This is a genomic window from Actinokineospora lacus (genome assembly GCF_053813445.1).
Genome location: NZ_JBQERA010000003.1, coordinates 1 through 19,343, shown reverse-complemented (window position 1 = coordinate 19,343; position 19,343 = coordinate 1). Strand labels below are relative to the sequence as shown.

Below are 19,343 nucleotides of genomic sequence, written 5' to 3'. Positions count from 1 at the left end.
CGGACCCATGGCGACGGCGCAGTTCGGCGGGGAAACTTCGCGGCGCGGAGAGTTCGTCCGCCAGTCCAACCGGTTCACCGACCGGGTCACGGCCGAGGGCCCGAGGGTCCCCGAGGCCGGGCGCTACCGCCTGGTCGTCAGCCTGGCGTGCCCGTGGGCGCACCGCGCGGTCATCGTGCGCGGGCTGCTCGGCCTGGAACAGGCCATCTCCCTGGGCGTGGTCGACCCGATCCGCGACGAGCGCGGCTGGCGCTTCACCCTCGACCCCGACGGGCGCGACCCGGTGCTGGGCGTGGAGCACCTCTCCGAGGTCTACCTCGCCACCGACCCGGACCACCGGGGCCGGGTCACCGTGCCCGCCCTCGTCGACACCGCCACCGGCACCGTGGTGAGCAACGACTACCCGCGGATCACCCTCGACCTGAGCACCCAGTGGCGCGACTTCCACGCCCCCACCGCCCCGGACCTCTACCCCGTCGATCAGCGCGCCGAGATCGACGCGCTGATCGAGCCGATCTTCCACCACGTCAACAACGGCGTGTACAAAGCCGGGTTCGCATCCACACAGGCCGCCTACGAGAAGGCTTACACCGAGTTGTTCGCCGAACTCGACCGCCTGTCAGAGCGGCTGGCCACCAGCCGGTACCTGATGGGCGATCGGCTGACCGAAGTGGACATCCGGCTGTTCACCACGCTGGTGCGGTTCGACGCGGTGTACCACGGGCACTTCAAGTGCAACCGCCAGAAGCTCAGCGAGATGCCGGTGCTCTGGGCCTACGCCCGCGACCTCTACCAGACCCCGGGGATCGGCGAGACCGTCGACTTCGACCACATCAAGCGCCACTACTACGCCACGCACGAGAAGATCAACCCGACGGGCATCGTCCCCGCGGGCCCCGACCTGTCCGGCTGGGCGGAGCCGCACGGACGCTGACACGCCCGCGCGGCCCACCCTGGTTATGGCCCTGCTCTGGCTCAGTGGAACACGTGCTCCGGGCCGGGGAACTCCCGGTTGCGCACGTCCGCGGCGAACTCCTGGGCCGCGCCCAGCAGCACCCCGGCCATGTCGGCGTAGCGCTTGACGAAGCGCGGCGGCTTGGCGCGGCGCAGGCCCGCCATGTCCTGCCAGACCAGCACCTGCCCGTCGCAGTCCGGCCCGGCCCCGATGCCCACGGTCGGCACCCGCAGCTCGTGGGTGACCCGCTTGGCCACCTCGGCGGGCACCATCTCCATGACGACGGCGAACGCGCCCGCCTCCTGCAGCGCCAGCGCGTCGGCCACCACCTGCTCACCCGCGTCGCCGCGGCCCTGCACCCGGTAGCCGCCCAGGTTGTGCTCGCTCTGCGGGGTGAAGCCGATGTGGCCCATCACCGGCACGCCCGCGTTGGTGATCGCCTGGACGTGCGGGGCGAACGCGCGCCCGCCCTCCAGCTTCACCGCGTGCGCGCGGCCCTCCTTCATGAACCGCACCGCCGTGCCCAGCGCCTGCTCGGGGGAGAGCTGGTAGGAGCCGAAGGGCAGGTCGGCCACGACCAGGGCGCGCTTGGCCGAGCGGGTGACCGCCGCGACCAGCGGCAGCAGCTCGTCCACCGTCACCGGCAGCGAGGTCTCGTAGCCGTAGACGTTGTTGGCCGCGGAGTCGCCGACGAGCAGGACGGGGATGCCCGCCTCGTCGAACAGCTCGGCGGTGTACATGTCGTAGGCGGTCAGCATGGGCCAGTGCTCGCCGCGCGCCTTCATGTCCTGCAGGTGGTGGATGCGGACCCGCTTGGCAGGCGTCGCGCCTTGCCCTGCGGCGCCGGACCCGTACGGGGCGGCGGTTTCCTGGGTGTCGGACATCGCTGGTCGACCGTCCTTCCCTCGAGGCCCGCGTCGTCGCGGGTCCCCGGGTATTCGCGGATGGCTTACCGGCCCAGCGTGACACCGCGATCGTGCTCGCCGCGTGCCGTTGGGACGGAGTTCACATCACCCCTCGCGCCAGCCGCTGGTGATCGGCAGGCGCCGGTCGCGGCCGAACGCCTTCAAGGTGATCTTCGTGCCCGGCGGGTACTGGCGCCGCTTGTACTCGGCGCGGTCGACCATGCGCAGCACCCGGTCGATCAGCTCCGGCTCGAACCCGGCGCGCACCAGGTCGGCGTAGCCGCGGTCGCCCTCGATGTAGTCGTCGAGGACGGCGTCGAGCAGCGCGTAGTCGGGCAGCGAGTCGGAGTCCACCTGGCCGGGGCGCAGCTCGGCCGAGGGCGGCTTGCCGATGGAGTTCTCCGGGATCGGCGGGACCTCCCCGCGCTTCTCGGCCTCGGCGTTGCGCCAGCGCGCCAGGTCCCACACCACGGTCTTGGGGACGTCCTTGATGGGCGCGAACCCGCCCACCGCGTCGCCGTAGATGGTGGAGTACCCGACCGCCAGCTCGGTCTTGTTGCCGGTGGCCAGCACGAGGTGGCCGTGCTGGTTGGACAGGCCCATCAGCGTCACGCCCCGGCAGCGGGCCTGCACGTTCTCCTCGGCCAGCCCGGTGAGCGCCAGCTGCCCGACGAACACCTCCACCATCCCGGCGATGGGCTGCACCGAGTAGTGCAGGCCGGTGCGCTCGGCCAGGTCGGCGGCGTCGGAGCGGGAGTGCTCCGAGGAGTACACCGAGGGCATGGACACCCCGTGCACCGCGTCCGCGCCGAGGGCGTCCACGGCCAGCGCCGCGCTCACCGCCGAGTCGATGCCGCCGGAGAGCCCCAGCACCACCGAGCGGAAGCCGTTCTTGTGCGTGTAGTCGCGCAGGCCGGTGACCAGCGCGGCCCAGATCTCGGCCTCCTCGGGCAGCGGCTCGGCCACCTCGCCGGGGTGCCGCGGCGCGTACGCGGGCAGCGGCTCGGCCGAGAGCGTGACCCGGCGGACGGCGAAGTCGTCCACCACGTCGGTGTCCGCCCTGCCCGCCCCGCCGGGCAGGGCGAGGTCCAGCAGCGCCAGGTGCTCGACGAACCGCGGCGAGCGGGCCAGCAGCGTGCCGTCGGCGGCCACCACCATCGAATCGCCGTCGAAGACCAGGTCGTCCTGCCCGCCGACCTGGTTGACGTACACCAGCGGCGCCTGCGCCTCCCGGGCGCGGCGGGCCACCAGCGGCAGCCGGGCGCCGTCCTTGGCGCGCTCGTACGGCGAGGCGTTGGGGGAGACGATCAGGTCGACCCCGGCCCGGCCGAGCGCGGCCACCGGCCCGCCCTCCTGCCAGACGTCCTCGCAGATCACCATGCCGATCTCCAGCCCGCGCACCCGCACGACCTCCAGCGTCGTGCCCGGCTTGAAGATCCGGTGCTCGTCGAACACGCCGTAGTTGGGCAGGTGGTGCTTGAACTGGCGGGCGGCTACCGTCCCGCCGTGCAGCACGGCCGCGCCGTTGCGCGGGCCCACCTGGTCCCGGTCGAGGTAGCCGACCCAGACCGGCACGTCCCCGCAGCCCGCCTCGGCCAGCGCCTGGGCGAGGGCCGCGAGCGCGGCGCGGGACGCCTCGCCGAAGGACTCGCGCAGGGCGAGGTCCTCGACCGGGTACCCGGTCAGCACCATCTCCGGGAAGACGACGGCGTGGGCGCCCGCCTCCACGGCCGTGCGGGTCCACCGCACGACCGCGGCGGCGTTGCCCACCAGGTCGCCGACGGTCGGGTTGACCTGGGCGAGCGCGATGCGTAGCTGCGGCATGTGGTCATCCTCCTCCACGTTTTCGCCTGGGAGGCGAAAATGTGACGGGCGTGTCAGCCCTTGGCCTTCACCTTCCGCATCGCGGCGCGGACCCGCTGCAGGGCCTGCTCGGCGTCGGAGTCGAACGGGTTGTCGTGGACCATGTACGTCCACGTCGAGCTGGGGCGGCGCAGCCCGGCCTGTTCGAGGTCGATGCCGTCCGCGGTCACCTCGGCGGTGTCCAGGGTCTCCACCGACAGCTCGGCGACCTCCTTGAGCAGGCCCTTGAACTCGCCGATCGCCGCCCGGTGGAACTCGTCGATCGGGGTCTCCCTGGCCAGCGCGCGCAGGTGGATCGTCTCGCGCACGTCGGACAGGAACGCCAGGTGGTCCGACCAGCGCCGGTCCAGGTGGAACAGCACGATCCGGCGGGCCACCGCGGTGAGCATGTCCTCGTCGAGCTTCTCGGCCAGCTCCGACCACCGCTGCGGGCTGCGCTCCTCGAGCTGGCGCGCGGCCAGGTCGGTGCGCAGGACGTCGTCGCGGTAGTCCAGGACGATGGCCCGCTGGTGCTCGATGAGCCGGGTGTAGCGCCAGGTGTTGCGGTGGATGTCGAGGTTGACGCCCTCGGCCACCCGCTGCGCGTGTGCGATGAACCGCGCGGAGGTGGCGTCGGCCAGCCTGCCGTCCTCGTCGGGCTCCGCGCCCGGCGTGGCCTCTGGCGCGTACTGGAGCACCAGGTCGTCGGCCAGGCTGGTGAAGACCACCGAGCCGCCCGGGTCGCCCTGGCGCCCGGAGCGGCCGCGCAGCTGGTCGTCGAGCCTGCTGCTGGTGTAGTGGCCGGTGCCGACGACCAGCAGCCCGCCCAGTTCGGCCACCCGGTCGTGCGTCTCGGTGTCACCCTCGGCCCCGCCCAGCCGGATGTCGGTGCCGCGCCCGGCCATCTGGGTGGACACCGTGACCGCGCCGTGCGCGCCCGCGTCGGCCACGATCGCGGCCTCCTGGGCGTCGTTCTTGGCGTTGAGCACCACCGGGTCCACCCCGGCATCGACCAGGTTCTTGGCCAGCCGCTCCGACTCGGCGACGTCCATCGTGCCGACCAGGATCGGCCGCCCGGTGCCGTGCACCTCGATGATCTCGGCCAGCAGCGCCTTCTCCTTGGCCTCGACGGTGTCGTAGACCCGGTCCGGCTCGTCCTCGCGCACGCACGGCTTGTTCGGCGGGATCACCGCGACCTTGAGGTCGTAGAACTCGCGCAGCTGCTCGGCCACCGCCGACGCCGTGCCCGTCATCCCGCACACCCGCTGGTAGCGCCCGATCAGGCCCTGCACCGAGATCGAGTCCAGCACCTCGCCGCTCTCGGTCCGCTTGAGCTTCTCCTTGGCCTCCACCGCCGCCTGCAGCCCGTCCGGCCACCGCTGCAGCAGCGCGATCCGCCCGCGCGAGGTGTTGATCAGCTGCACCTTGCCGTCGCGGACGATGTAGTCCACGTCCCGCTCCAGCAGGGCGTGCGCGTGCAGGGCGGCGTTCACCGCGGCCAGGCGGTCGCTGTGCTCGCCGGAGTACAGGTCGATGTTGCCCAGCGCCTTCTCCACGATCCCGGCGCCGCGGGTCGTCAGCCAGGCGTTGCGGTTGTCCTCGTCGCGCTCGTAGTGCGCGCCGGGGCGCAGCGTCCGCACGACCGCGGCGACCTCGTGGTCGTCCTGCACGCCGTCGGTCGCCCCCGCCATGACCAGCGGGACCCGCGCCTCGTCGACCAGCACCGAGTCGGCTTCGTCGACCAGCGCCACGTCCGGGGCGCGCTGCACCAGGTCGGCCTCCTCGGCGGCCGTCCGGTCGCGCAGCACGTCGAAGCCGATCTCGCTCACCGCGCCGTAGGTGACGTCCATGGCGTAGGCGTCGCGCCGCTCCCGCGGGCTGGAGTCCTGGGTGACCCACCCGACCGACACCCCGAGCAGGGTGAACACCGGCCGCATCCACTCCGCGTCGCGGCGGGCGAGGTAGTCGTTGACCGACATGACGTGCACCGACCGGCCCTGCACCGCGTACCCGGCCGCGGCCAGCGCCCCGGCGAGCGTCTTGCCCTCGCCGGTGCCCATCTCCACCACGCGCCCGTGCAGAAGCTCCATCGCGCCGATGAGCTGCATGTCGTAGGGCCGCTCGTCGATCCCGCGCCGCGCGGCCTCCCGGCCCAGCGCGCACAGCTCGACCATGCCCTGGCTGTCGAGCCCGCCCGCGGCCTTCCCGCGCAGCTCCTCGGCGGCGGCGGTCAGCGCGGCGTCGTCGAGCTTGGCGACCCGCTCCTCCCGCCACTCGATCGAGGCCAAGACGTCGGCGTACTTCTTGAGGTCGACGGTGGCGGGCCGCTCCAGCAACCGCTGGAACCGGCCCTTGACCCGTGTGAGCAACCCAGCCACGTCCGATGGCCACCTTCCCGTCGCCTGTGTCAGGCGGAGTCGTCATGACACCGCCTGACACCCTGCCGCGATTCTCGAACCCTGCCACCTAACGCCGGAGGATGACAGGTGAGTTCCGCGCACCGGTGAACAGGATCGCCCCCGTCGGCCCTCTCCGCCGCTCGGCGCTGCCACACTGGAGCGGTGTCCCGGGTGCGAACTGTCCTGTTTCTGGTCGTCCTGTCGCTGCTCACGGCCTGTACAGCGCGAATGGCGGGCACCCCGAGCGCGGGCCAGGTGGAGCGCCTCGGCCCGGTCGGCCCGGTCCCCTCTGGCCTGGAGACCTTCTACGCCCAGCCGCTGACCTGGCAGGACTGCAGGCCGCTCATCCACGACGACATGAGCCGCGCGACCTTCTCCGACCGCGCCGCCCGCTGCGCGATGCTGACCGTCCCGCTGGACTACGCCAAGCCCGACGCCCGCACGATCCGCGTCGGCGTCCTGCGCATCCCCGCCTCCGGCGAGCGGGTCGGCTCCGTGGTGGTCAACCCCGGCGGCCCCGGCGTGTCCGGCATGGCCGCCGCGGTGTCGATGGCCCCCCGGTTCACCCGGACGGCCCTGGGCGAGTCCTACGACCTCGTCGGCTTCGACCCGCGCGGCATCGGCGTCAGCGAGCCGCAGATCCGGTGCCTGACCGCCGCCGAGACCGACGCCGACCGGCTGGAGCCGGACGAGGACACCGTCGCCGAGGTCGAGGCCGAGAACAAGGACTTCGCCGCCAAGTGCGCCCAGCGCAGCGGCGGCGACGAGGTGCTGGCCAACGTCGGCACCCGCGACGTCGTCCGGGACATGGACATCCTGCGCTCCGCCCTGGGCGAGGAGAAGCTGACCTACCTCGGCTACTCCTACGGCACCCGCATCGGCACCGCCTACGCCGAGGCGTTCACCGCCAACGTCCGCGCGATGATCCTCGACGGCGCCGTTGACCCGCTGGAAGACCCGGCCCAGCAGTCCATCGGCCAGGCCAAGGGCTTCGACAAGGCCCTCGACGAGTTCTTCGCGAGCTGCTCGGACTGCGCCATCGGCGACGACGACGCGCTCACCACCGCCATCGAGGCGATGGACGACGACCCGCTGCCGGTCGGCGACCGGGCCCTGTCCGCCTCCGACGTCGTCACCGGCATCGCCGCGGCCCTCTACGACGACCAGACCTGGCCGATCCTGCAGGCCGCCCTCGACGGCCTCGCCGAGGGCGACGGCACCCAGATGCTGTTCCTGGCCGACCTCTACCTCGGCCGCGACCAGAACGGCGAGTACTCCAACACCACCGACGCCCTGGTCGCCGTCCGCTGCGTGGACGAGCCCCGCATCACCGACCGCGCCACCGTCGAGAAGCTCACCGCCGAGGTCGCCGAGGCCACCAGGGGCTCCTTCCTCACCGGCACCGACCCGCCGATCCCCGCCCTGGACACCTGCGCCTTCTGGCCCGCGCCCAACACCGCCGAGCCGCACCAGCCCGAGGTCGACGGCCTGCCCCAGGTCCTGGTCGTCTCCAGCACCGGCGACCCGGCCACCCCGTACCAGGCGGGCGTCAACCTGGCCAAGGCCCTCGACGCCCGGCTGCTCACCTACGACGCCGTCCAGCACACCGCTTTCCTGCAGCGCGACCCCTGCGTGGACGACATCGGCGTCCGGTACTTCCTGGACCTGACCCTGCCCGCCGAGGACGTCACCTGCCAGGGCTGACCGGCTCCCGCGCCACCGCGCCCCGCCGCGGCGCGAGCCACAGCGCCAGCACCGCGCCCGCCGCGCACACCACCGCGGTGATCAGGAAGATCTCGGTGTACTGCGTCAGCAGGGCAGCGTCGACCGCCGCCCGGTACTCGGCCAGCTCCCGCGCGGCGACCGCCGGGTCCTTGCCGAAGGGCAGCGGCACGGCCAGGTCCGCGGTCAGGCTGTGGAAGCGGTGCAGCCCCCACGCCGACAGCGCCGCCACCCCGACCAGCATCCCGGTCATGCGCGCGACGACGACACCGGCCGACGCCACCCCGTGCTCGCGCGCCGGGACCGCCTTGAGCACCGCGGCCGACAGCGGCGCGATCACCAGCCCCAGGCCGAAGCCCGCGATCGCCAGGTCGGTGTCCAGCCGCGGCAGGCCCAGCGCGTACCCCGCCGAGAGCACATCCCGCGGCCAGGACGACATCAGCAGGTAGCCCACCCCGGCGACGGCCATGCCCGCCACGGTGACCACCCGGTCGCCGTGGCGGCCCGCCAGCACGCCGCCGAGCACCGCGCCGATCGGCAGCGCCACCAGGAAGCGCAGCAGGAGCAGCACCCCGCCGCGGTCGTCGCGACCGAGCAGGGTCTGGGCGAACAGGTCGACGTTGACCAGGGTGACCATCAGCGCGCCGCCCGCGGCCACCGAGACGCCCAGCGCGACCAGGAACGGCCGCATCGCCACGCCCGCCGGGTCGATCAGCTTCGTCGTCGCGCGCCGCTCCCACACCAGGAACGCCACCGCGACCACGAGGGCGCCGATCAGCACGGGCACGCCCCAGGACGGCAGCACGCCCGCACGCGGGTCGGGGTTGTACAGCCCGACCACGGCCAACCCCAGCGCCGAGGCCAGCAGCAGCCCGCCGACCACGTCGACGCGGACGGGGGTACGGGCCTGGGCGGGCAGGCTGACCTGGACGGCGATCATGGCCAGCACGGCGAGGGGGACGTTCACCCAGAATACGCCGCGCCAACCCGAGATCTCGAGCGTGTTCGTCCACAGCGGAATGCCGGCCACCGCGACCCCGTACAGGGGACCGAGAACGCTGCCCAGCTCCTGCGCCCCGCCCACCGCGCCGAGCACCGCCGACCGGCGGCGCTCGCTCCACAGGTCGGCCACCAGCGCCATCGTCACCGGCAGCAGCGCCCCGCTGGCCACACCCTGCACGACCCGCCCGACCACCAGCACGGTCAGGTCCGCCGACAGCGCGGTGATCACCGAGCCCGCCAGGAACCCGGCCAGGCACACGTGCAGCACGAGCTTGCGCCCGAACCGGTCGGATGCCTGCCCCAGCAGCGGCATCGCCGCGATGTAGCCCAGCAGGTAGCCGGTCACGATGGGGGTGACCTGCTCGAGCCGGTTCACCGGGATGCGCAGGTCCTCGATGATCTGCCGGATCACGCTGACCACGACGTAGGTGTCGAGCGCGCCGAGCAGCACGGCCAGCCCGGCCGCGGCGATGGCGACCCGGCGGCCCCGGGCCGGGGCGTCCACTGTGGTCACCTCAGGCGGGCGGGGTCACCGTGACCGGCTTGTCCACATCGGACAGCACCAGGTCCACGGTGGCGGGCCCGCCGTCGCCGGGCAGCGACACCGACGCCTTCACCGGCTGCTTGGTGTCCTCGCGGACCCACACGGTCATCTCGACGTCCGCGGTCGCCCCGGGCACCAGCGCGGAGACGTCCTCGCGGGTCGAGGTGCCGACCACCTTGACGGTGGACACGCCGTCGACGTCCTCCCGGGCCACGGTCCGCGGGTTCCTCAGGGTCGCCAGCACGTGCGCGACGCCGCGCTCGGGGTCCAGGATCGCCGAGGGGTCGTACAGGCTGGTCCCGAGCATCGCGGGCAGCTGCTGCCAGCCGCCGGTGGGGCCCTTGATGTAGAGCTTGCCGTCGACGAACACGAACTCGCCGTCGAACAGGTTGCCCATCAGCGTCAGCCTGACCGTGCCCTTGGCCGCGCCCTCCCGGGTGAGGTCGCCCTCGGCCGCCTGCACCGGGATGGCCGCCACCGTGCCGTTCACCGTCAGGGCGAAGTGCGCGGTGGAGATCGGCTTGCTCGCCTCCGACGCCTCGCGCAGCACCTGCGCCCCGTCCGGGAGCGCGACCGCCTCGTCCCCCGACGACGTGCACCCGGCGGCCAATCCGACCGCCAACCCCACGGCAAGCATCCCGACGAAACCTCGGCGCGTGACCATGCCGGGAATGGTAGGCCGCCGAACCTGAGAACAGCGCGGCGCGCCACCGGATCAGGGCGCCGGGCGGAAAGTTTTGCGGTAGGCGAGTGGGGAGACCCCGATCGCCGTGCGCAGGTGCTGGCGCAGCGACGCGGCCGTGCCCAGCCCGCAGCGGCGAGCCACCTCGTCCACCGGCAGGTCCGTGCCCTCCAGCAGCTGCTTCGCGCGGCGCACCCGCTGCTGGATCAGCCAGGTCCCGGCCGACTCCCCGGTCTCGGCCCGGAAGCGGCGGGAGAAGGTGCGCACGCTCATCCGGGCGTGCGCGGCCAGCGCGGCCAGGTCCAGCGGCTCGGCGAGGTGCTCGACCGCCCACGCCCGGGTCGCCGACACCCCGCCGCCATCGCCACCGGGCAGCGGCTGGTCGATGAACTGCGACTGCCCGCCCTCCCGCCACGGCGGCACCACGCAGTACCGCGCCGCCCGGTTGGCCGGGCCGCTGCCGAAGTCCGAGCGCACCACGTGCAGGCACAGGTCCAGCCCGGCGGCCAGACCCGCCGAGGTCAGCACGTCGCCCTCGTCGACGAAGAGCACCTCCGGGTCCAGGTCCACGCGTGGGTACAGCGACCGGAACTTCTCAGCGAACCGCCAGTGGGTCGTGGCCCGCCGCCCGTCCAGCAGCCCGGCCGCGCCCAGGACGAACGCGCCGGTGCAGATCGAGATCATCCGGGTGCCCGGCCGCACCGACGCCAGCGCCGCGGCGAGGTCGGCGGACAGGGTGCCCAGGTGGCGCGGCCCGACGGCCATCGTGCCCGGCACGATGACGGTGTCCGCCTCGGCCAACACCTCCGGACCATGGTCGAGCACGGCGCTGAACCCCGCCGTCATCCGGACCGGCTTGGCGTCCACCCCGCACACCACCACGTCGTAGAGCGGGCGCTGCTCGTCATCCACCGCGGCGCGCATGACCTGCGGCGGGATGCACATGTCGAACCCGACCGCCTCCTCGACCGCCAGGACCACCACGCGATGCGCCATGGCCAGATCTTGACACATATTGGCAATCAGGCCACTAGTCGATCAGCGCGATGCTGGGCAAGCTCACCGCCGTGACCCACCTGAAGGAGCCCGTCGCGCCCGCCCGCCGCCCGCACTGGGCCTGGTTCGTGGCGGCGACCGCGTTCGTCGCCCTCGTCGGCGCCGCGGGTTTCCGCGCGGCCCCGAGCGTGCTCATCGACCCCCTGCACCAGGAGTTCGGCTGGTCCACCGCGACGATCTCCGCCGCGGTGTCGCTCAACCTCCTGCTCTTCGGCCTGGTCTCGCCCTTCGCCGCCGCGCTCATGGACCGCCTCGGCATGCGCCGCGTCGTGGCGAGCGCCCTGCTGCTGGTGGCCGCGGGCAGCGGCCTGACGGTGTTCATGACCTCCAGCTGGCAGCTGCTGCTCCTGTGGGGTGTCTGCGTCGGCGTCGGCACCGGCGCGATGGCGCTGACCTTCGTCGCCACCGTCACCTCCCGGTGGTTCGTCCGCCACCAGGGCCTGGTCGCGGGCGTGCTCACCGCGGGCGGCGCCGCGGGCCAGCTGGTCTTCCTGCCCGTGGTCGCCCACCTGTCCACCTCCCACGGCTGGCGGACCGCGTCCCTCGCGGTGTGCGTGGGCGCGCTGGCCGTCGTGCCCCTGGTCGTCTTCGCCCTGCGCGAGCACCCCGCCGACGTCGGCACCACCGCCCTCGGCGCCCACCCGGACGCCCCGCCCCCGCCCGCCCCCACCACGGGGCGCAGCGCCGCCCGCGCCCTGCTCGTCCTGCGCACCGCGGTGCGCCACCGCACGTTCTGGCTGCTCGCCGGTGGCTTCGCCATCTGCGGCGCGTCCACCAACGGCCTGATCGGCACCCACTTCGTCCCCGCCGCCCACGACCACGGGATGCCCGCCACCACCGCCGCGGGCCTGCTCGCCCTCGTCGGCCTGTTCGACATCGCGGGCACCATCGCCTCGGGCTGGCTCACCGACCGGGTCGACCCCCGCCTGCTGCTCGTCGCCTACTACAGCCTGCGCGGCGCCAGCCTCCTCGTCCTCCCGCACCTGTTCGCCGCGACGACCGAACCGCCGATGTGGGCGTTCATCGTCTTCTACGGCCTGGACTGGGTCGCCACCGTCCCACCCACGGTCGTGCTGTGCAGGCGCGTCTTCGGCGCGGACGGCCCCATCGTCTTCGGCTGGGTGTTCGCCGCCCACCAGATCGGCGCCGCCGTGGCCGCCCTCGGCGCGGGCGTCATCCGCGACCACCACGGCTCCTACGACAGCGCCTGGTACATCGCGGGCGGGCTCTGCGCGGTCGCCGCCGCGCTCTCCCTGCGGATCAAGTCACACCGACCGGCTGAGGAAGCGCCCGCCACCCGGTGATGTCTACGCTGCGCGGTATGGATCGCCAGCAAGACTTCGTCCTGCGCACGCTCGAAGAGCGCGACATCCGGTTCGTCCGGCTGTGGTTCACCGACGTGCTGGGCTTCCTCAAGTCGGTCGCCGTCGCCCCCGCCGAGCTGGAGGGCGCCTTCTCCGAGGGCATCGGCTTCGACGGCTCGGCCATCGAGGGCTTCGCCCGCGTGTACGAGTCGGACATGGTGGCCAAGCCCGACCCGTCGACCTTCCAGGTCCTGCCCTGGGAGACCCCCGGCGGCGAGCCCTACTCCGCGCGCATGTTCTGCGACATCGCCATGCCCGACGGCGCCCCCTCCTGGGCCGACCCGCGCCACGTGCTGCGCCGCACCCTCTCGCGCGCCAGCGAGGCCGGGTTCACCTGCTACGTGCACCCGGAGATCGAGTTCTTCCTGCTCAGCACCCTGCCCGCGGACGGCTCGGCCCCCGTGCCCGCCGACAACGGCGGCTACTTCGACCAGGCCAGCCACGCCACCGCGACCCACTTCCGCCGCCACGCCATCGAGACCCTGGAGGCCATGGGGATCTCGGTGGAGTTCAGCCACCACGAGGGCGCCCCCGGCCAGCAGGAGATCGACCTGCGCTACGCCGACGCCCTCACCATGGCCGACAACGTGATGACCTTCCGCTACGTGGTCAAGGAGGTCGCCCTCACCCAGGGCGTGCACGCCTCCTTCATGCCCAAGCCCTTCACCGACCAGCCCGGCTCGGGCATGCACACCCACGTCAGCCTGTTCGAGGGCGACCGCAACGCCTTCTACGACAGCGAGGACCCCTACCAGCTCTCGGCCACCGGCAAGACGTTCGTCGCGGGCCTGCTCCGCCACGCCCGCGAGATCTCGGCGATCACCAACCAGTGGGTGAACTCCTACAAGCGCCTCATCGTCGGCGGCGAGGCCCCCTCCGCGGTCTGCTGGGGCCACGCCAACCGCTCCGCCCTGGTCCGCGTCCCGATGTACTCCCCGGGCAAGGCGTCCTCCCGCCGCGTCGAGATCCGCTCGCTGGACTCCGCGTGCAACCCCTACCTGGCCTACTCGGTGATACTGGCCGCGGGCCTCAAGGGCATCGCCGAGGGCTACGAACTCCCCCCGGCCGCCGAGGACGACGTCTGGTCGCTCTCCGACGGCGAACGCCGCGCGGCGGGCTACTCCCACCTCCCGCAGAACCTCGGCGAGGCCCTGGCGGAGATGGAGAACTCCGAGCTGGTCGCCGAGACCCTCGGCGAACACGTCTTCGACTTCTTCCTCCGCAACAAGCGCACCGAATGGGACGCCTACCGCCGCAGCGTGACCCCGTACGAACTGCGCACGATGCTGCCCGTCCTCTGACAGGCTCGGACAGGTGGACATCGCCACCTTCCAGCGCCTGCGCCAGGCAGGCCAGACCAGCGCGCTCGAGCAGACCCGCGCCTGCCTGGCCCGCATAGCCGAGGTCGACCCGTTCCTGCGCGCCGTCCTCACCGTGGCCCCGGACGCCGAAGCCCAGGCCAAGGCCAGCGACGACCGCGCCGCCGCGGGCTCGCCGCTGGGCCCCCTCGACGGCGTCACCGTGCTGCTCAAGGACAACATCGACACCGCCGACCTGCCCACCACGGCCGGATCACGCGCCCTCGCGGGCTCCCGCGCACCCCGCGACGCCGCCGTCGTGCGCGGCCTGCGCGCCGCCGGTGCGGTCGTGCTGGGCAAGGCGAACCTCTCCGAGTGGGGCAACTTCCGCTCCACCCGCTCGGTCTCGGGCTGGTCCGCACTCGGCGGCCAGACCGCGAACCCGCACGTCCTCGCGCACAACCCCAGCGGCTCATCGTCCGGCTCGGCCGCCGCCGTCGCCGCGGGCCTGGCCCAGGTGGCCATCGGCACCGAGACCAACGGCTCCATCGTCCGCCCCGCGGCCTACTGCGGGGTCGCGGGCCTGAAGCCCACCGGCGGCCTGCTGCCGACCGAGGGCATCATCCCGATCACCCCGCACCAGGACACCGCGGGCGTCTTGGCCCGCCACGTCGCCGACGCCGCCATCACCCTCGCCGTCCTCACCGACCACCACGAGGGCAGCACCCGGCCCGGTGCGCGTCCCGCCCGGGCGGGACGCACACCGTTCGGCGGCGAGCGGGCTGCGCGCGCCGGGGAGGCGGCGGGTCGGGTGGCAGACCGGGATCGGACCGGTCTCGACCTCGCCGGGCTCGTGGCACGAGCCACTCCCGCGGCACTGCGCGGCCTGCGGCTGGGCATCTGGCGACGGCCGGGAGACCCGTTCACCGACCGCGTCCTCGCCGACACCGTCAACGCCCTCACCGAGGCCGGGGCCATCTGTGTGGACGTCGACGTGCCGCACGTCAACGAGATCGACGAACTGTCCTGGCTCGCCGTGGTGGCCGAGTTCCGAGGCGCGCTCGAGGAGTACCTGCGCACGCGCCCGGACGCTCCGGCGAGCCTGTCCGAACTGGTCGAGTTCAACCGTGTCGACCCGATTGAGCTGTCCCAGTTCAGCCAGGACATCTTCGAGCTGGCCCTCGACGCCGACCCGCGCCACCGCGACCACCGGCCAGCCGCCACCAGGCTGGCCCGCGCCGCGATAGACGAGACCGTCGCCGCCCACCGGCTCGACGCCATCGCCGCCCCGACCAGCGGGCCCGCCGAGGTGACCGGGGCCCCCGGCTCCCCGGTCGACTCGGCCACACCCGCCGCCGTCGCCCGCTACCCGGCCATCACCGTCCCTGCGGGGTCGGCAGGCCCACTGCCCATGGGCATCACCTTCCTCTCCGGCGCCCACCAGGACGACCGGCTCCTTGTCCTCGCCGCCGCGTTCGAGCGGCACGTCCAGGCCCGCCGCGACCCGGAGTTCCTCCCGGCCATCCCGACCTGACTCCTCCAGGTTGCCCACCGCCCCCAAGCGCTGTCGACGGTCACTCCCAGCCCTGTGGACAACTCGCCCACCGCAACTTCGCCCGTCTGGGGGGCGACACGTCGACCCGCGGACGCACTAGGTTGGCCCGGTGCCCGACGCGTCCCCGCCCGGCCCGCTGGTGATCGCCTGCACGGTGGCGGCCGCCGCGGACCTCCCCGCCGCCCGCATCACCGAACGCACCCACCTCGAGCACCACCCAGGCGCCAGGTTCGCCCTGCTCGTGGTCGACTCCGACGCCGAACCCGGCGTCCTGCGCCCCGCCGACATCGGCGTCACCGCCGCTGACCTGGCCGTACTGGCCATCGGCCACACCGCGCGGGAAGCCGCCGCCGCGCTGCGCCCCCGGCTGATCGAGTGGCTGCTGGCCCAGCACGACAGCCCGGTCCTGCTCCTCGACCCGCACGTCCGCGTCTACGCCCCGATGGCCGACCCGCTCCTGGCCGCGCTCGGCGACGCCGCCCTGCTCCTGGTCCCGCGCGTCCTGCGCCCGCTGCCCGACGACGGGCTCCGCCCCACCGCCGCCGACCTGCGCGCCGCGGGCATATACGACAGTGGCCTGATCGTCGCCGCGCCCGGCGCCGAGCACTTCCTGCATGCCTGGGCCGACGCCGCGGTCGCCGACCCGGCCCGCGCCGCCGAGGTCCTCGACGGCGCCCCCGCCCTGGTCGACCACCGGGTCCTGCGCGACCCCGGCCTCGGCCTGTCGCTGTGGAACGCCGCCCAGCGCCCGCTGGCCAAGACCGCCGACAACACGCTCACCGCGGCGGGCGCCCCGCTGCGCACGGTCGACTTCGCCGACTTCGACCCGAACCGCCCCTGGCTGTTCAGCGCGGGCATCACCGACCGCCCCCGCATCCTGCTCTCGGAGTTCCCCCTGCTCGGCAGGCTCTGCGCCGAGTACGCGGGTGAGCTCGACATCGCGCCGACGACCCCCATCGTCCGCTTCGGCTGCCTGCCGGACGGCACCGAGATCCCCGCGCCCCTGCGCTCGGCGTTCCGCACGGCGCGCCGCGGTCCGCTCGACCACCGGCCGTCCGCCGACCCCACCGAGTTCCTGCACTGGGCCTGCGAAACCGACCCCGCGCACCCGGGCGTGAGCCGCTGGGCCGCCGCGGTCTGGGCCGACAGCCCCGACCTGCGCTCCCGCTTCCCCGACCCGGTCGCCCCCGCCTACCGTGCCTGGTGCGCGACCGACGGCGTCCTGAAAGGCGGACTGCCGCAGCGCGCGATCCCCGGCGTCCCCGGCGAGGTCGCGCTCCTCGACCAGATCGGCGTCACCGTGCTCGGCGATGGCGTCCTCGCCGACCGGGTGCGCCGCGCCGCCGAGGCCTCCGGCGTCCCGGTCGCCGACGACTGCCGCTACCCGGTCGTCCTGCTCTGCGATGCCATGGCGACGGCTCCGCGGCATCGGCACGTGATCGCCGTGCGCGAGACCGTCGGGCCGCTTCCGGAGGAGATCGCCGAACGCTGGCTGCCCTGGCCGTCCCTGGCCCCGGCCTCTGACGGGATCACCACCCACACGGTCCCGCTCCCGGTCGCCGACCCCGGCGCCCGCGACGACCCCGACGCCGCCCGCGCCGCTCTGGGCCTGGGCGACGGTCCGGTCTTCGTCGCCATGGCCGAGCGGGCCGACGACGTGATCGCGGCGTTCACCGCGGCCTTCCCCGAGCGCCAGGACGCCCGGCTGGTGCTCCTGGTACCGGAACCGGTGGCACGAAGTGAGGCCGCCGAACGCCTCCGCCTGACCTCCGCCAGCGACCCACGGGTGCGACTGGTCACCGACGAGGACCGGTTCCCGCGCGCCATAGACGCCGCCACCTGGGCGGTGTCGCTGCACCACTCCGACGACCCGGAACTGACCCGGGTGTACGACTGGCTCATAGCGACGTCCCTGCGCGGTGTTCCGATAGTCACCATCACCGGGGGCCTGGCCGCCGAGCTGTTGGGCGGGGACGGCTGCGTCGCGCTACCGGCCGACAGCGCGGACAAGCTGGTGACGCGCGCGTTCCGCGAACTCGCCGACGACGCCGCGACGGCGGACAAGGTGGGCGTCGCCGCGCGCACGCACCTGTCGGAAGCCCTCTCGCTCTCGGTCTCCGGGGGAGCGGTCCGCAGGCGCGTCGAGCTGGCCTACCGAGGATGGCGGGCAGGCCGGGCACTGGCCTCCGCCACCGAGGAAGACCCGCTGCGACCTCTGCTCGCCGCCCGGCACGCGCTGTTGCGCAAACCGGACGTCGACGTGGGACACCGCATCCCGATGGCGCCTGCCTTGCGTCGCGGAGTCCTGCGGGTGCTCAACCACTACGACGCGCACCTGACCTGGGTCATGTCCTCGCTTCTGGACAGCATGGAGCGCACAGCCGCGGGACTGGTCGACCGCCAGGACCGGATCGCCTCCGCGGGCGCGAACCTCGACACCGACCTGCTCCGCGCCGACCTCGACCTTGTCGTGGACCGCAACACCCAGCTCAGCAGGCAGGTGATGGCCACCGGCGAGGAGGTGTCCCGGCTGCGTGCCGAGGTCGCCGACGGCGTTCGGACCGTGGGTGACTTCGCCGCGCTGGTGCGGAGGAACCCGAGCAAACCTGGGGACTCGGGCGTCGCGGAGCAGGTGAGCGCGCTCACCGAGGCACTGGAGACCAGCCAGGCACGCATCGGCGCGCTCGAGGAACGGCTCTCGCGGGAGCTGACCGACCGGGACACCTCGCTGGAGCTCAGTCGCTGGTCGGCCGATCAGGCCCTGCGGGCCACAGACGCCCTGCGCAGGGTCGTGGTCAGGCAGCACGAACGGGTCGAGGCCGACGACGTGGTCGACGTGCCCAGCTCGTTGGTCCTCTGTGACGCGGGCCTGATCCGGCTGCCCGCGCAGGACAGCGTCATGTCCGCGGTCCTGTCGAGCAACGGCGTGTGGGAACCGGACGTCGCCGAGCTGGTCGACTCGCTGATCGAGCCCGAATCGGTGTTCCTGGATGTCGGCGCCTACGTCGGCTACCACTCGCTGCGAGTCCTCGCGCGACTGGGCACCAGCGGGACCGTGGTCGCCGTCGAACCCGACCCGGACGCGGTGAAGCTGTTGCGGCACAACGTTTCCTCCAACGTCGGCGCGTCGATCGCCGAGCGGCTCGCGGTCCTGGAGGTCGCCGCCTGGGACGGTCCAGCGGCACTGGTGGCGAGCCCGGCCGCCGGGGGCGGCTACCGGGTCGCGCCTCAAGATCCGCAAACAGTGACCACCGCCACACCGACTGAAGTTGCGCTCCCGGGCGCCAGGCTGGACCGCGAGATGGAGTCGGTCGGGGGTGCCGAAGGGCAGCGCCTGTCGGTGGTGAAAGTGGATGTTCCCGGCCGCGGGCACCGGATTCTCGGCGGTCTCGTGCGCAGGCTCCGCAAGGACCGCCCACACGTGATCGTCGCTATCGATGGGCCGTTGACCAGTGGTTTTGGGGACGACCCCGCAGTGGTCCTGCGGGAGTTCCGCACCTGGGGCTACGAGCTGGTGCGGGTGGGCGATGACCGCGCCGTCGCGCCTGACGACGTGCTCGACGAGGTGCTGTCCGGGGCGGTGCGCACGCTGTGGCTCCGACCGGTCGCAGGCCGCTGACCAGCCGATTTGACTTAGTGGATCGAGGCCGCGTAACTTTCTCCATGTCGCACGGAGCGCCGGAACGAAGAGGGCCTGAGAGCCTGAACGAGACGGAAACTCTAGCCGGGTCGAGCGGGTTGACACCGCGAATCGAACCGAGTAACGTTGTGCGTCGTTGCCCGAGCCAGAACTTCCGGTAAGGATCTTACGGTCCTCCACGGATAGGTCGGTGGGCAAAACCAAAGCGAGGCAATATCAGCCTCTGATGGCTTTGCGGTTCATCCGCCTAAGCTGTCGGATGTGCGTGTGTTGTTTGAGAACTCAACAGTGTGCCGATAAAAGCCAGTAGAGCTTTTATGAAGTGAACCCGTTCAATTGGGTTCCTTTGAGTATATTTTTGACCAGATTTCGATTCTGG

12 protein-coding genes are annotated in these 19,343 nt (G+C 72.9%); 6 read left to right on the top strand and 6 right to left on the bottom strand.

All coding sequences use genetic code 11. From position 1 onward, the window contains the following. Positions 1–7 precede the first annotated feature (7 nt). The gene (locus tag ACTG9Q_RS08235; RefSeq protein WP_455572054.1) at positions 8–934 is read left to right on the top strand and encodes a glutathione S-transferase family protein; all 927 of its coding nucleotides are present in this window, start codon (positions 8–10) and stop codon (positions 932–934) included. 41 nt (positions 935–975) lie between these two features. Here the strand turns inward: ACTG9Q_RS08235 and panB are convergent, their stop codons facing one another. The 3 genes from panB to secA2 all read right to left on the bottom strand — a co-directional run bounded on the left by panB (position 976) and on the right by secA2 (position 6,080). Continuing rightward, the gene (gene panB / locus ACTG9Q_RS08230) at positions 976–1,839 is read right to left on the bottom strand and encodes a 3-methyl-2-oxobutanoate hydroxymethyltransferase (protein WP_455572053.1); all 864 of its coding nucleotides are present in this window, start codon (positions 1,837–1,839) and stop codon (positions 976–978) included. 126 nt (positions 1,840–1,965) lie between these two features. After that, entirely contained in the window at positions 1,966–3,684 is a 1,719-nt protein-coding gene (locus ACTG9Q_RS08225) for an NAD+ synthase (RefSeq protein ID WP_455572052.1), read from the bottom strand. Between the two features lie 53 nt (positions 3,685–3,737). Further along, positions 3,738–6,080, bottom strand: a complete 2,343-nt coding sequence (secA2, locus tag ACTG9Q_RS08220) for an accessory Sec system translocase SecA2 (protein ID WP_455572051.1) — start codon at positions 6,078–6,080, stop codon at positions 3,738–3,740. A gap of 249 nt (positions 6,081–6,329) precedes the next feature. On the opposite strand from secA2, the gene ACTG9Q_RS08215 reads away from it, so the two are divergent. Continuing rightward, the gene (locus ACTG9Q_RS08215; protein WP_455572050.1) at positions 6,330–7,805 is read left to right on the top strand and encodes an alpha/beta hydrolase; all 1,476 of its coding nucleotides are present in this window, start codon (positions 6,330–6,332) and stop codon (positions 7,803–7,805) included. On the opposite strand, the gene ACTG9Q_RS08210 is transcribed toward ACTG9Q_RS08215, so the two are convergent. The 3 genes from ACTG9Q_RS08210 to ACTG9Q_RS08200 are packed head-to-tail and all read right to left on the bottom strand — an operon-like array spanning position 7,789 to position 11,047. Then, a complete protein-coding gene (locus ACTG9Q_RS08210; protein WP_455572049.1) occupies positions 7,789–9,339 on the bottom strand; it encodes an MFS transporter in 1,551 nt (516 codons plus the stop codon). The genes ACTG9Q_RS08215 and ACTG9Q_RS08210 overlap by 17 nt on opposite strands. A 1-nt stretch (position 9,340) precedes the next feature. After that, positions 9,341–10,033, bottom strand: a complete 693-nt coding sequence (locus ACTG9Q_RS08205) for an LppX_LprAFG lipoprotein (protein WP_455572048.1) — start codon at positions 10,031–10,033, stop codon at positions 9,341–9,343. Between the two features lie 51 nt (positions 10,034–10,084). Continuing rightward, positions 10,085–11,047 carry a GlxA family transcriptional regulator gene (locus ACTG9Q_RS08200; protein WP_455572047.1) on the bottom strand — a complete coding sequence of 321 codons (963 nt, stop codon included), beginning with the start codon at positions 11,045–11,047 and terminating at the stop codon, positions 10,085–10,087. Positions 11,048–11,097: 50 nt separating this feature from the next. Between ACTG9Q_RS08200 and ACTG9Q_RS08195 the strand changes: the two genes are divergently transcribed. From ACTG9Q_RS08195 to ACTG9Q_RS08180, 4 genes are all read left to right on the top strand, one after another. Further along, positions 11,098–12,411: an MFS transporter gene (locus ACTG9Q_RS08195; protein WP_455572046.1), complete on the top strand. Its 1,314-nt coding sequence runs from the start codon at positions 11,098–11,100 to the stop codon at positions 12,409–12,411. A gap of 17 nt (positions 12,412–12,428) precedes the next feature. After that, complete coding sequence (gene glnA / locus ACTG9Q_RS08190; RefSeq protein ID WP_455572045.1) at positions 12,429–13,772, top strand: type I glutamate--ammonia ligase; 1,344 nt, start codon at positions 12,429–12,431, stop codon at positions 13,770–13,772. Positions 13,773–13,785: 13 nt separating this feature from the next. Next, positions 13,786–15,303 (top strand): amidase family protein, encoded by a 1,518-nt coding sequence (locus ACTG9Q_RS08185; RefSeq protein ID WP_455572044.1) that lies wholly within the window; start codon positions 13,786–13,788, stop codon positions 15,301–15,303. Between the two features lie 130 nt (positions 15,304–15,433). Next, complete coding sequence (locus ACTG9Q_RS08180) at positions 15,434–18,943, top strand: FkbM family methyltransferase (RefSeq protein ID WP_455572043.1); 3,510 nt, start codon at positions 15,434–15,436, stop codon at positions 18,941–18,943. The last annotated feature ends 400 nt before the right edge of the window (positions 18,944–19,343 follow it).

What these genes read in the sequence shown, in the direction of transcription:
- ACTG9Q_RS08235 (WP_455572054.1), top strand. Translation starts at nt 8, where the DNA reads ATGGCGACGGCGCAGTTCGGCGGGGAAACTTCGCGGCGCGGAGAGTTC.
- panB (WP_455572053.1), bottom strand. Translation starts at nt 1,839, where the DNA reads ATGTCCGACACCCAGGAAACCGCCGCCCCGTACGGGTCCGGCGCCGCA.
- ACTG9Q_RS08225 (WP_455572052.1), bottom strand. Translation starts at nt 3,684, where the DNA reads ATGCCGCAGCTACGCATCGCGCTCGCCCAGGTCAACCCGACCGTCGGC.
- ACTG9Q_RS08215 (WP_455572050.1), top strand. Translation starts at nt 6,330, where the DNA reads ATGGCGGGCACCCCGAGCGCGGGCCAGGTGGAGCGCCTCGGCCCGGTC.
- ACTG9Q_RS08205 (WP_455572048.1), bottom strand. Translation starts at nt 10,033, where the DNA reads ATGGTCACGCGCCGAGGTTTCGTCGGGATGCTTGCCGTGGGGTTGGCG.
- ACTG9Q_RS08200 (WP_455572047.1), bottom strand. Translation starts at nt 11,047, where the DNA reads ATGGCGCATCGCGTGGTGGTCCTGGCGGTCGAGGAGGCGGTCGGGTTC.
- ACTG9Q_RS08195 (WP_455572046.1), top strand. Translation starts at nt 11,098, where the DNA reads ATGCTGGGCAAGCTCACCGCCGTGACCCACCTGAAGGAGCCCGTCGCG.
- glnA (WP_455572045.1), top strand. Translation starts at nt 12,429, where the DNA reads ATGGATCGCCAGCAAGACTTCGTCCTGCGCACGCTCGAAGAGCGCGAC.